Raw genomic sequence first — 12,648 nt, 5'->3', positions numbered from 1 at the left:
AAACGCTGAGCGGTGGTCAGGCGGCGGGCGGCTTCGGCAGCCGCTCCATCCGGTTCCAGCCGGACCAGCCGCGCTCGCGCATCAGCTCCCGCAGCCGCCGCACGCGCGGGTCGGACTCGACGGCGAGCGCGTCGATCAGGTCGTGCGGGAGATCGTCGTCGGCCTCCTCGCCCTGAACGACCTCGCCGGCGGCGTACGCCTGCTCTGCGAGGCAGGCCATGATGTCGGCGGCCTCCGCCAGACGTGGGTCGTCCTCCTCGTCGCCGTCGAAGACCTCCGAGAGCACCCGATAGAGTCGGACGACCTGCGGATCATCAAGATGGGCGATCTTGCCGGGCATCCACTCGACGATCCGGTCGGGCCAGCGCGCCGCGACCAGGATCCACCCGTCCCGTTCGGCCTCCACCATCCGTTGGGACGCCCCGATGCCCCGGAGTCGGTCGAGATAGGCGGCGACCTCCGGTGGGAGCGCCAGGCTGTCCCCGGCGGCGAGCTGCGCGATGTGTCTGCGGCTGGTCTCCAGCCGTTGGATCTCGTTGCGCAGGTGGTTGTCGATGGTCCGGATCGCTTCGGCGAAGGTTGAGGCGTCGGCTTCGAGCATTCGACTGATCTGCGACAGTGGCACGCCGGCGTCGGCGAGGGTGCGGATCTTGATGAGGGACACGACGGCCGTGGCGCCGTACCGCCGGTAGCCCGAGGCGTCCCGCTCGGGCTCCGGCAGCAGGCCGATCTGGTGGTAGTGGCGCACCGCCCGCACCGTGACGCCGGCGTACGCCGCCAGTTGACCGATCGTCAGCATGCCCTGATCCTGCCTGCTCAGGAGATCCGGCGACGATAGGTGACGTTGGCGAACAGGTAGGCGAGGACGAGGATGCCGGCGCACCAGGCGAGGGCGATCCAGATGTCTGCGCCGACCGGCTGCTGGGTGAACAGGTCCCGGATCGCGTTGACGATCGAGGTCACCGGCTGGTGCTCGGCGAAGGCACGCACCGGGCCGGGCATCGACTGGGTGGGCACGAAGGCCGAGCTGACGAACGGCAGGAAGATGAGCGGGTAGGAGAACGCGCTCGCGCCGTCCAGCGTCTTCGCGCTCAGGCCGGGGATCACGGCGATCCAGGTCAGGGCCAGGGTGAACAGGACGAGGATGCCGGCGACCGCGAGCCACCCCGACACGCCCGCCCCCGTACGGAAGCCCATGACCAGGGCGACGCCGATGACGACGACGATCGAGATCAGGTTGGCGACCAGCGAGGTCAGGACGTGCGCCCACAGCACGGCGGAGCGGGCGATCGGCATGGACTGGAACCGTTCGAAGATGCCGCCCTTCAGGTCCAGAAAGAGCCGGAAGGCGGTGTAGGAGATGCCCGAGGCGATCGTGATGATCAGGATGCCGGGCAGCAGGTAGTTGACGTAGGAGTCGGACCCGGCCTCGATCGCGCCGCCGAAGACGTAGACGAACAGCAGCATGAAGGCGATCGGCATGATCGCGGTGGTGATGATGGTGTCCGGGCTGCGGGCGATGTGGCGCAGCGAGCGACCCAGGAGAACGGCGGTGTCGCCGACGAAATGCTTGTTCATCGTTGTTCCTTGCTCGTGCGGGCGCCGACGACGGTGAGGAAGACGTCCTCGAGGCTCGGCTGCTTCTCGACGTACTCGACTTTCGCGGGTGGGAGGAGCTGCTTGAGCTCGTCGAGGGTGCCGTTCACGATGATCCGTCCCTCGTGCAGGATCGCGATCCGGTCGGCGAGCTGCTCCGCCTCATCGAGGTGCTGAGTGGTGAGCAGTACGGTCGTACCGCCCTTGGCGAGTTCCTTGACGGCCTGCCACACCTCGATGCGCGCCTCCGGGTCCAGCCCGGTTGTCGGCTCGTCGAGGAAGATCACCGGTGGGTTCCCGATGAGACTCATCGCGATGTCCAGCCGGCGGCGCATGCCACCGGAGTACGTCGCCACCCTCCGGGTGCCCGCCTCGGTCAGCGAGAAGCGCCTCAGCAGGTCGTCCGCGACCGTGCCCGGCGCTGGGCGGTGCCGGAGCCGGGCGACCAGGACGAGGTTCTCCCGCCCGGTGAGGACCTCGTCGACCGCCGCGAACTGCCCGGTGAGACTGATCGACTCGCGCACCTCGGCAGCCTGTGCCGCGACGTCGAAGCCGTTGACCCGGGCGGTCCCCGCGTCGGCCTTGAGCAGCGTGGACAGGATCTTCACCACAGTGGTCTTGCCCGCCCCGTTCGAGCCGAGCAGGGCGAAGATGCTGCCCCGAGCCACGTCGATGTCCACACCGCGCAGCACCTTCAGTTGCTTGAACGACTTCTCCAGGCCCCGCACGTGTATCACGGGCGGCTCGACCTGATCGGTTGTTGGCGGGATGCTCATGGCAGCAGCATGGAGGGTTGACGCAGCGTCAAGGTCAAGCCCGCAGCGCGGATTCACCTAGGCTGGCCGTCATGACGGGCAGGGTGGCAGCGGTGAACCTCGGCATCGTGACCGAGGCGCAGTGGGCCGGCGACGCGAGCGGTCGCAGCGGCATCGACAAGCGGCCGGTCGACGGCCCGGTGCAGGTCCGTGTGGACGGGGTGGTCGGTGACTTCATCGGCGAGCGAGCCCATCACGGCGGTCCTGACCAGGCGGTCTACGCCTACGCTGAGGAGGACGCCGCCTGGTGGGCGGCCGAGCTGGGCCGCGCCGTACGACCGGGTGGCTTCGGTGAGAACCTGTCCACCTACGCGGTCGACGTGACCGGCGCGGTGATCGGCGAGCAGTGGCAGGTCGGTTCCGCTCTGCTCCAGGTCACCAAACCGCGTACGCCCTGCACCACCTTCGCCGGGTTCTGGGGCGTACCGGATCTGATCAAACGGTTCACCGCCCGGGCGCTGCCCGGCGCCTATCTGCGGGTGCTGCGGGAGGGCGAGGTCGGCCCGGGTGACCCGGTCGAGGTGGTGGAGCGGCCCGCGCACGGCGTGACCATCGGCGAGGTGTTCCGGGCGACCAGCCTGGAGCCGGAGCTGTTGCCGCGCCTGCTGGAGGCACCCGACCTGCCGGAGCCGATCCGGGACAAGGTTCGCCGCCGTCTCGCCGCCCGTTAGTCGACGTCGAGGGCGCGAGGCCCAGCCGTTCGTTGTGGAACGCGGCCCTTTCATTCTCATTATCGATAGTGATACCGTTCGGTCGTGGAGATGTCGAGAGAGCGCTGGGCGGATCTGGCGCTGCATCCGGTGCGGATCCGGATCCTGCGTGCGGTCGCGGGCACGCGCCTGACCACACAAGGGCTGCTTGAGCTGCTGCCCGATGTCCCGCAGGCCACGATGTACCGGCACCTGGCGATCCTGGTCAAGGCAGGGCTGGTCGAGGTGATTGACGAACGCAGGGTTCGCGGCACCGTCGAGCGGGTGTACGCGTTGCCCGCGCAGGGCGCGACGCTCGACCCCGCGGCCCTCGCCACGGCTACGCGGAAGGACCATGCGCGTTACTTCACGGCGTTCATGTCGAGTCTGCTGGCGGAGTTCTCCCGCTATCTCACCCGGGAGCGGATCGACTTCACCGCCGACGGTGTGGGCTATCAGCAACTCGTGCTGCACCTGACCGACGCCGAACTGGGCGAGTTCGCCGCCGGTCTCAACGCACTGGTGGGCCCATTGCTCGGCAACCAGCCCGGCGGTGGACGGATACCGCGACTGTTGGCGACCGTTCTGCTGCCCACCGATCTGCCGACGACCGACAGGCGTGCGCCTGCGCCAAAGGACGACTCCGACACGACGAAAGGGGATGACTGATGGCATCGGTCATGGTGACCAACGATGTGATCGACATTCGGTTCACCGGATGGGAGCGGGTCTGGGTCGGGCGGGAACAGTTCGCACTACCCCTTACCGCGGTGCGGCACGTCGCCCTGGTGGACAACCCGCTCCGTCTGGCCCGTGGCGCCCGCCGGGGATACGTGGTGTCCGGCTTCGCCAAGATCGGAGTATGGGGCCTGTACGGCGGTCCTCGGCAGCTCGTGGCAGCCCGCCGGGCGGAACCGGGGCTGCACCTCGTTCTGGACCGGGCGTCGGCAGGCGGCGAGTTCGACCAGGTCGTGCTCTCCAGCCCGGCCGCGCCAGGCCTCGTGGAGACGATCACGCGTGCCATGGCGGCCCGCGCGTGACCGGCGACCACCTCGCGATCGAGGTGTCGCGCCTGACAAAGCGCTACGGTGACGTGACCGCCGTGCATGATCTGAGCTTCACCGTGCAACCCGGCGTGGTCACCGGATTCCTCGGCCCGAACGGCGCCGGCAAGACCACCACGATGCGCATGATGACCGGGCTGGTGTCGCCGACCAGTGGCACCGCCACGATCGGCGGGCTGCCGTACGGCCAACTGGCCCGGCCCTCGCGCACTGTCGGCGCCGTGTTCGACGCCAACGCGTTCCACCCTGGACACACCGCCCGCGACCACCTGCGCGTCTACGCCGCGATGGGCGGATATCCGGACAGCCGGGTCACCACCCTGCTCGACCTGCTCGGCCTCGCCGAGGCCGCACACCGTCGCACCCGAGGATTCTCCACGGGCATGCGGCAGCGGCTCAACCTCGCCACGGCGTTGCTCGGCGATCCCCGCGTACTGCTGCTCGACGAGCCCGGCAACGGCCTGGACCCGGAAGGCGTGTCGTGGCTGCGCGGCTTTCTGCGTCAGTTCGCCGACGAGGGCCGCACCGTCCTGATCTCCAGCCACGCGCTCGGCGAGATCCAGCAGCTCGTGGATGACGTCGTGGTGATCCGGCGTGGCGGACTCGTCGCCGCCGGGCCCTGTTCCCGGCTCGCCGGCCCGCCAGCGGTGCTGGTCACCTCACCCGACGCGGACGCGCTCGCTGCCGTTCTGACGGCCGACCCCGCCAACGGCGGCACGGCACCGCACGTCGAAGCCGTCGGGCCCGATCGGCTGCGGGTGCGAGGGCTGGACGCGCCGAGCATCGCCGACCTCGCCGCCGCCCACCATGTTCGGGTGCACGAGCTGGTCGTCGAGACTCCCAGTCTCGAAGAACTCTTCCTCCACCTCACCACGGACAAGGCGGTCAGCTGATGAACCTCCTGATCAGAGCGGAGTTCCGCCGGCTGCTGGCCACCCGGATGTGGGGCGGCCTGCTGCTCGCCGCCGCTGTGCTGGGAGGGGGCATGTTCGGGGCCATGGCGCTGGCGGGGCCGGAGAACTTCGATCCACCGATGCCCGGTCTGGACACCGAGGCCGGTCTCCGCGCGATCCTCGGCATTCTTGGCTATACCGCGTTCGTGCCGGCCGCCGCCGGGGCCCTGGCGGTCACCTCCGAGTACCGACACCGCACCGCCGCGGTCACCTTTCTCTTCGCCCCGCGCCGTGGGCGGGTGCTCGCCGCCAAACTCGCCACGTACGCGGTTGTTGGCCTCGCGTACGGGCTCGTTCTCGCGGGCACCGCTGCGGTGGCGCTGTTCGCTGTCGCCGCCGCCCGGGACGTCTCACTCGGTCTGCCAGCCACCGCGGTGCTGGCGCTGCTCGGCCGTATCGCCGTCGCGATGGTGGTCTACCTGCTCCTCGGGGCCGGGGTGGGCGCCCTCATCCACCACCAGGTCGCGGCGCTGTGCGTCGTGATCGGCTATCTGTACGTGGGGGAGCCGGTGCTGATGATGATCCCGGGCGTCAACACGCTCTACCCGATCCTGCCCGGCGGAGCCACCGCCGCGCTGACCGATTTCACCTACGTCGCCGACGCCATCTCCACGGAACTCGGCAGCGGCACCGTCAACCTGCTCCCACCGGCGGCCGGCGCTCTCCTGCTCACCGCGTACGCGGTGGCCGCCTCGGCGATCGCCCTGTTGCTGCTCCTGCGTCGAGACGTCACGTGACCGGCTGAAGGCGCGGGGCTGACCGCGCTGCCGAGGCGACACGCCATCGTTGGGGTGGCCAGCGGCCGTAAGAACCGGATGACGGGGTTGGACGCCAGCGGTTGCCCGTATTGTCCCCTTGAGGGCATGCGGTGGAGGCCGGGTGAAGCGCGATGTCGATGGCAACGGACGGCGGCGCCACGGCAGCGGCACCCGCCGATCCGGACCTGGAGCGTCCGGCGTTCCTGGAACTCTTCTTCGACCTCGTCTACGTCTTCGCGCTGGTCACCTTGGCGACCATGCTGGCCAACGACCTGACCTGGACCGGCGTCGCCAAGGTGCTGGTGCTGCTGCTCGCGTTCACGATGATCTGGGCGCTGAGCGTGTGGACCGCGGACACCATCGACCTGACCAGTCCATCCGGGCAGGGGCATCTCACCTCGGTGGCGGCCGCCAGCCTGCTGTTGGCGGCGGTCGCGCCCGACGCGTACGGCCATCGCGCGCTGCTCTTCGCGATCACCTTCGTGTTCATCCCCCTCAGCACGACCGCCTACTACGCCGTTGTCGTCTCGAAGGGCCAGCCCCTGCGGCGTTCGACCATCCGGATCCAGACCTGGAAGTCCGTCACCGGCGTCGGCTGGATCGCCGGAGCGCTCGTCGGCGGCCCGGGCCAGCTGCCGATCTGGGCGCTCGCGGTCGTCGTCGAGTACGTCGGTGCGGTGTGCGGCTGGCCGCTGCCCCGGATCGGCCGCTCACGACCGCGGGACTGGCGGCTGGTCGACGCGCGGGTGGCCGAGCGCTATCGGCAGTTCGTCATCATTGCGCTCGGGGTGTCGATCTTCGTGACCGGGACGACCTTCAGCAGGAACGAGTACACGCTGGAGAGGGCCGGGGCTCTGCTCGTGGTGTTCAGCACGGTGGTGCTGATGTGGCGGATCTACATCTACCGTGCCGGTGAGCTGCTGACCGACGCGATCGCCCGGTCGACCGACCCGGCGTTGCTCACCCAGTCCGCCGCGGTCACCCATTTGATCATGGTGGCCGGCATCGCCGGCGCGGCGGTCACCAGCGACCTCGTGCTGAGTCGCCCGTTGGGCGAGACCCCACCGTCGTGGGCCGCGGTCATCCTCGGCAGCCCCGCGTTGTACCTGCTCGGTCGGGGCGTCCTCGACTTCACCGTGTTCGGACGCATCTCGCGGTCCCGGCTGGCCGGCGTGGTGCTGCTGGCGTGCCTGGCACCGGCCACGCCCGTGCTGCCGCCGGTCATGGTCGCGCTGCTCGCCATGATCGTGCTGGCCCTGATCGCCGTGGCGAACCTGGTCAGCACCCGACGACACGCCCGTTCGCCGGCGCCGCCGATGCTGGCGTGAGACTCCGCGCGGCGGCGGGGCGATCCCTCATCGGGCCGGCGCGATGGTCTCGGCCAGGCCGCGACGTGCGGCCAGCCCCTCCCCGGCCAGGGTGAGCAGCAGGACCAGGTTCGCCACCACCAGGACGGTCAACGGCGGCAACCGGAACACGCCGGGCGCGACAAGCGCGCACAGCAGCACGGCCGCCAGCAGCACGATCGCCAGCACCCGGGACCAGAGGATCCCGGCCGTCACCACGGCATCGAACAGCACGCTGCCGAGCAGGAACAGCACCGGTCCGCCGAGGATGGCAACCATCAGATCCACCGGGGTGTGACCGGACGGCCGAGCGATGACCATCGAGGTACCGGTCGAGACCAACACCACCCCGGCCACCATCACCAGATGCGTGTACGAGGTGGAGGTGCCGGAGCGGACCCGCTCCACGGTCGTGACCCTGGGTCGGGCCAGGATCCGCTGGACGCGCTGGAAGTAGAGCTGGAACAGCAGGACCGCGCTGACGAACGCCACCGCGCTGGCGGTCACCTGACCGGCGGTGAACCCGCTGCCGGCCAGCCCCATGCCGGTGCTCAGGATCAACTCGCCGAGCGCGACGATGAAGATCGCCCGATGCCGCTCGGAGAGGTGCACCCCGGTGAAGATCTGGCTGGCGAGCTCGGTGCGCCCCAGCCCCGGCGTCGGCCAGCCGAACCGTGCCGAGCCCAGGTCGACCGCCACCGCGAGCGACCAGAGCACCAGCCGCGCCGTCTCGTCCACGAACACCCCGGCCACCCAGGGCGCCACGGTGATGCCGAACCAGAAGAAGACCCGGATGCTCCGGGCCTGGATCGGACGATTGACCCGGGTGCCGGGGATCAGGACGGCATCACGCACCAGGTGGATGCCGAAGTACGCGGCGACGAAGAGCCACCCGTACCTGCCGAAGGCGTACGGTGTCGCGATCGCCATCAGCAGGGTGCCGAGCATGACCAACAGGACGGTCGCCTGGATGATCGGCAGTCGGGGGTTGAACAGGTCGGTGAGCCACGCCGTGAGCACCCAGACCCACCAGGCGGCCAGCAGCAGGACGGCGGTCTGCGCCGCGTTCCGCACGGTGAGGTGCTCGCCCAGGCTGGCCGAGAGTCGGGAGAGCAGGAAGATGTAGACCAGGTCGAAGAAGAGCTCCAGGAAGGTCGGATATTCCGGCTCGCCGCGACGGCGGAGGATCCGGGGGAGCGGAGCGGACGTCACTGCGGCTGCCTCCTGTGCCACCCCGCGCCCCTGCCAGGCGCTGCGCCCCGGCTCTGCCTACCCGCCACGCTACCGACGGCGCGGCGTCTGGTGGCCCGGAAGCGGATACGAGAACGGCCCCCCGCCAACGGTGGCGGGGGGCCGTTCTCAGACGCGGGTGATCAGCGCAGCCAGGGGATGTTGCGGTCGAGCAGACCGCGCTCCTTGAGCTCCTTGCGCAGCGGGATCTCGTCGTCGACGTACCCGTCCCAGTTGATGCCCCAGTAGTTGGCGGTGTGGGTGCCCTCACCGATCAGCTGGCGCTGCACGGGAGTGCGGTTGCGGTACCACTCGCCGTTCACGTCGGGGTGCAGCTCGTCCAGCGGACGGATCCACCGGTAGGTGTAGCCGACGAAGAGCATCTTGCGGGTGATGGTCGACAGGTTCGTCGACCGCGAGTGCCACTGCCGGCGGTCGAAGATGAAGGCGTCGCCCGGATTGGCGGTGATCTCCACCGTGCCCTCCGGGTCGGGGTTCTGCACGGTGAGGTCAGCCGGCCGGGGCAGCGAGTTCTTCAGGTGGCTGCCCGGGATGACCTTGGTGGCGCCGCGGCCGGTCTCGGAGAGGTCGGACAGCACGTACGCGACCTTCAGCGAGAACATCGGCCGGGGCAGGTTCGGGTCCATCGTCTCCGGGTCGGAGTTCTGCCGGTACCCGTCCTGGTGCCAACCCCAGTACGGCTTCTCCGGCTCGGCGGCCGGCGGGGTGACGTCCAGGTGGTTGTGGTGGGTGTAGATGTTCCAGCCGGCCAGCCCCCACATGTACGGGAAGGCGATCGGGTGGGTGAGCAGCTCGCCGAAGAGCTCGTCGCGCTCCAGGAAGCCCAGCAGGTGCAGGGTGCCGTCCTTCTTGGTGGTGCCCTTCGCCTGCTCCTCCGCGTAGACGCGGTCGACCGCCGCCTCCAGCGCCGCCCGGTGGTCCTCCGTCAGGACGTTGCGCAGCAGGAGGAAGCCCTGCTCGTGGAACTCCTTGCGGTCAGTGTCGCTGATCGGTTCGTAACCGGTCCGGTCGCCGTAATCGAACACCGCGTAGTACCCCTCCCCATGAGGTGAAACCTTTTCTGGCACAGGCCGCCGATCGTAACGCGACGGATCTGGCCCCGGGGAGGGCGTGTGGGGCTGGTGGGCCGCAGGGGGACCCCGTGCAGCGAGAGGAGTGCGGAGAGTGAGTTGACCGTGATCAATAGGGGTGTTTGCGGAGACTTGTCCGATTGTGCGGTGACTGCCGGTTAAGAGATCCGGGTCGGTCAACCCTCGTTGAACACCTCGGCCACCACCTGACCGGCGGGGCTCTGCTCGCCGTCCGCCCGGCCCCAGGTGCCGGCCCGCGCGGTCCACTCCAGGTCGCCGAAGCGGACGCGCTTCACGCCGTGGTCCTGGGCGTGGGAAACCAGCCAGTGCGCGTACCGCCAGCCGTCACGCTGGTCGTCCGGCGTCACCGCCAACCCGGTGGGGTCGGTCGGGTCGGTGCCCTTCAGCCCCCAGTCCAGCACCAGGTTGCGGGTCAGCTGCGTGGCCGCCGCCGCGCCGTGCATCGCCGGGGTACGCCCGACGGTGCAGGCGACCGCGCCGGTCGCGTCGCCCATCAGCGCTCGGCTGAGCACCTCGGAGTCGTCGGCCCACTTCTGGTAGGCCTCCGGGAAGGCCGAGCGCTGCACCCGCTGGGCGGCGTCGGTGACGCGCATCTTCTCCCAGCCGCGCACCTTCTTGAGCGCCGCGTAGAACCGGTTGGCCGCGTAGCGCGGGTCCCGAATCTGGGCCGGGGTGCCCCAACCCTGGCTCGGCCGCTGCTGGAACAGGCCGACCGAGTCCCGGTCGCCGTCGGCGAGATTGCGCAGCCCCGACTCCTGGTAGGCGGTGGCCAGCGCGACCACCACGGCCCGCTCGGACATCCCGCGCTGCGCCCCGATGGCTGCGATGGTCGCCGCGTTGGCCATCTGGTCGGCGTCGAGCGCGACCCGACCGTCGGCCTGCACGGTGCACTTCCGGGCCGCCAGCGGCAACTGGAGGCGGTCACCGACCTGCCGTACGACGAGCCAGATCGCGATCACGGCGACGAGGATGAGCACCACTCCACCCGCCACGGTTGCCCGAGTTCGCACCCACACCCCCAGATCGACAGTCTGACAAGCGTACGTCCCCCACGGGCCTCTCCGGGTCGTCCGCGCGGTTCCAGGCCGGCTCTGTCGACCCGTGCCGATCGGGGCATTCCCGCTCCGGCCGCGCTCTCACCTGCCCGTATGGCCGTGTGGCTCACCCTGCTCCGCGAGAATCGACGCATCCGGTGCCGGGGCCCGCTGGCGGATCGCGGGCACCGCGCGTGTTGACAGTCTGACCTGTCGTGCGTGTCACCACCCCGACGGCGCCCGGAATGGCCGGAAAGGTCGAGGCGCTTACTCCCGATTGACATGTCAATTGCTGGCTCGCCCGGTCATTCACTCAGCTGACCTGCGGGTAGCCACGGAGCAAGGAGGAGTTCCATGGGAACGCTCGACGGCAAGATCGTGCTCGTCACCGGCACCGGCGGCGGTCTGGGGCGCGTCGCCGCGCAGATCTTCGCGCGGGAGGGCGCAAAGGTCGTCGGGGCCGACATCCAGGTCGCCGGAAACGACGAGACGGTCGAACTCGTCCGGAGCGCCGGTGGCGAGATGACCGGCATCGCGCCGGTCGATCTCACCGACCCGGAGCAGGTGCGGACGTTCGTCGAGGACGCCGCCGCGACCTACGGTGGGCTCGACGTGGTCTACAACAACGCGGCGGCGCTCCGCTTCGGCCCGATGCCGGACTTCTCCGTCGATGCCTGGCGGTACACCATCACCGGCGAACTCGACATGCCGTACTTCGTGTCCAAGTTCGCCTGGCCCCACCTGGTCCGGCGCGGTGGTGGCGTCATCATCAACGCCGCCTCCATGGCCGGCATGATCGCCGGTCACGTCCCCCCGATGGTCGGCCACACCGCCGCCAACGCCGGTGTCATCGGCCTGACCCGACAGCTCGCGCTCGAAGGCGCGCCGCACGGGATCCGGGCGGTGGCGGTCAGCCCGGGGCCGATCGTCAGCCCCGCAAGTGAGCGCGACCTGGGTGACAACCAGGCGGCTCGGGACGCGATCACCGGCAAGACGCTCCTCAAGCGGTTCGCTCAGCCCGAGGAGGTCGCCGAACTGGTGGTGTTCCTGGCCTCCGACCGGGCGTCGTACATCACCGGGGCGAACTACCCGGTCGACGGCGGCGCGACCGCCTGGTGACCGGACCGAATGGCCCGGGGACGCCACATCATGCAGCGGCGTCCCCGGCGGCCCCGGTCCTAGCCGGCATGATCACCGACGCCCCGGTCCAAGCCGGCCTGAATTCACCGCAGGCCCCGGTCCTAGCCGGCATGATCACCGGAACCACCGTCCAGAGCGGCCACCCATCGAGTCAATCGTTTTTCCCGGAAGGCCATGATCCCCTCGCGCCCCTCGTCGGAGAGGAAGTAGCCGGTCGAGAGGGCGGAGAGCCGGGCCAGGTCACCACGCAGCTCGGCGGTGCCCGGCCGGCGCAGCAGCTCCTTCGCCCCGGCCAGGGCGCCCGGTGCGCCGCGCACCAGCGAGTCGCAGTAGCGCCGCACCGCGTCGTCCAGGCCGTCCGCCGGGACCGAGGCCGTGACCAGGCCGATCTCGGCGGCCCGTCGACCGTCGAAGGTGTCCCCGGTCAGGTAGAGCTCGGCGGCGGCGCGCGGGTGCAGCCGGGGCAGCACGGTCGCCGAGATCACCGCCGGGATCACCCCGATGCGTACCTCGGTGAACGCGAACGTCGCCTCGTCGGCGCAGACCGCCAGGTCGGCGGCGGCGATCAGGCCCAGCCCGCCGGCCCGTGCCGGCCCCCCCACCCGGGCCAGCACCGGCTTCGGGCAGTCCCAGATCGCCGCGAGCACGTCACCCAGCATCGCGGCGGGCACCGTCCCGCTGGCGTAGGCCGCGGCCGTCTCCTTCAGGTCGGCGCCCGAGCAGAAGACCGGGCCGGTGTGGTCGAGCACTATCGCTCGAACCGTCTCGTCGGCGACCGCGTCGCCCAACCCGGCCAGCAGCTGGGTCATGAGGCCGGTGGAGAGCGCGTTGCGGTTGTGCGGGCTGTCCAGGGTGAGGGTGGTCACCCCGCGGGCCGTGGCGACCCGCACGAGGACGTCGGGAGAGGTCAT

Annotated in this window: 14 protein-coding genes; 7 read left to right on the top strand and 7 right to left on the bottom strand. The window is 70.1% G+C overall.

The genetic code is table 11. From position 1 onward, the window contains the following. Positions 1-16: 16 nt before the first annotated feature. The 3 genes from HNR22_RS12620 to HNR22_RS12610 are packed head-to-tail and all read right to left on the bottom strand — an operon-like array spanning position 17 to position 2,372. Positions 17-799, bottom strand: coding sequence for a MerR family transcriptional regulator (locus HNR22_RS12620; RefSeq protein WP_179780537.1), 783 nt, complete (start codon positions 797-799; stop codon positions 17-19). 17 nt (positions 800-816) lie between these two features. Continuing rightward, positions 817-1,578, bottom strand: a complete 762-nt coding sequence (locus HNR22_RS12615) for an ABC transporter permease (protein WP_179780536.1) — start codon at positions 1,576-1,578, stop codon at positions 817-819. Further along, positions 1,575-2,372, bottom strand: coding sequence for an ABC transporter ATP-binding protein (locus HNR22_RS12610; RefSeq protein ID WP_179780535.1), 798 nt, complete (start codon positions 2,370-2,372; stop codon positions 1,575-1,577). Before HNR22_RS12610 ends, HNR22_RS12615 begins: the two co-directional genes overlap by 4 nt. 71 nt (positions 2,373-2,443) lie before the next feature. Between HNR22_RS12610 and HNR22_RS12605 the strand changes: the two genes are divergently transcribed. The 6 genes from HNR22_RS12605 (at position 2,444) to HNR22_RS12580 (ending at position 7,203) form a co-directional block, all read left to right on the top strand. Continuing rightward, a complete protein-coding gene (locus tag HNR22_RS12605) occupies positions 2,444-3,082 on the top strand; it encodes an MOSC domain-containing protein (protein WP_179780534.1) in 639 nt (212 codons plus the stop codon). A gap of 90 nt (positions 3,083-3,172) precedes the next feature. Next, entirely contained in the window at positions 3,173-3,769 is a 597-nt protein-coding gene (locus HNR22_RS12600) for a helix-turn-helix domain-containing protein (RefSeq protein ID WP_179783528.1), read from the top strand. Further along, a complete protein-coding gene (locus tag HNR22_RS12595; protein ID WP_179780533.1) occupies positions 3,769-4,140 on the top strand; it encodes a hypothetical protein in 372 nt (123 codons plus the stop codon). Before HNR22_RS12600 ends, HNR22_RS12595 begins: the two co-directional genes overlap by 1 nt. Then, complete coding sequence (locus HNR22_RS12590; RefSeq protein ID WP_179780532.1) at positions 4,137-5,057, top strand: ATP-binding cassette domain-containing protein; 921 nt, start codon at positions 4,137-4,139, stop codon at positions 5,055-5,057. The genes HNR22_RS12595 and HNR22_RS12590 overlap by 4 nt, the downstream gene beginning before the upstream one ends. After that, on the top strand, positions 5,057-5,854 hold the full coding sequence (locus HNR22_RS12585) for an ABC transporter permease (RefSeq protein ID WP_179780531.1): 798 nt from the start codon (positions 5,057-5,059) through the stop codon (positions 5,852-5,854). Before HNR22_RS12590 ends, HNR22_RS12585 begins: the two co-directional genes overlap by 1 nt. Positions 5,855-6,006: 152 nt before the next feature. After that, positions 6,007-7,203, top strand: coding sequence for a low temperature requirement protein A (locus HNR22_RS12580; protein ID WP_179780530.1), 1,197 nt, complete (start codon positions 6,007-6,009; stop codon positions 7,201-7,203). A gap of 27 nt (positions 7,204-7,230) precedes the next feature. Here HNR22_RS12580 and HNR22_RS12575 read toward each other — a convergent pair whose 3' ends face one another. From HNR22_RS12575 to HNR22_RS12565, 3 genes are all read right to left on the bottom strand, one after another. Further along, positions 7,231-8,433, bottom strand: coding sequence for a low temperature requirement protein A (locus HNR22_RS12575; RefSeq protein ID WP_179780529.1), 1,203 nt, complete (start codon positions 8,431-8,433; stop codon positions 7,231-7,233). A 161-nt stretch (positions 8,434-8,594) separates the two neighbouring features. Then, complete coding sequence (locus HNR22_RS12570) at positions 8,595-9,497, bottom strand: phytanoyl-CoA dioxygenase family protein (protein ID WP_091409805.1); 903 nt, start codon at positions 9,495-9,497, stop codon at positions 8,595-8,597. Between the two features lie 221 nt (positions 9,498-9,718). Further along, the gene (locus HNR22_RS12565) at positions 9,719-10,579 is read right to left on the bottom strand and encodes a hypothetical protein (RefSeq protein ID WP_088949699.1); all 861 of its coding nucleotides are present in this window, start codon (positions 10,577-10,579) and stop codon (positions 9,719-9,721) included. Between the two features lie 372 nt (positions 10,580-10,951). Here HNR22_RS12565 and HNR22_RS12560 point away from each other — a divergent pair, with 372 nt between their 5' ends. Further along, positions 10,952-11,716 (top strand): SDR family NAD(P)-dependent oxidoreductase, encoded by a 765-nt coding sequence (locus tag HNR22_RS12560; protein ID WP_179780528.1) that lies wholly within the window; start codon positions 10,952-10,954, stop codon positions 11,714-11,716. Between the two features lie 122 nt (positions 11,717-11,838). On the opposite strand, the gene HNR22_RS12555 is transcribed toward HNR22_RS12560, so the two are convergent. After that, positions 11,839-12,648, bottom strand: coding sequence for an enoyl-CoA hydratase-related protein (locus HNR22_RS12555; protein WP_179780527.1), 810 nt, complete (start codon positions 12,646-12,648; stop codon positions 11,839-11,841).

The organism is Micromonospora jinlongensis (assembly GCF_013410645.1).
In the GTDB taxonomy this organism is placed as follows: domain Bacteria; phylum Actinomycetota; class Actinomycetes; order Mycobacteriales; family Micromonosporaceae; genus Micromonospora; species Micromonospora zamorensis.
Note: the sequence above shows the minus strand (reverse complement) of the source record. Positions and strands in the feature narration are given on the sequence as shown.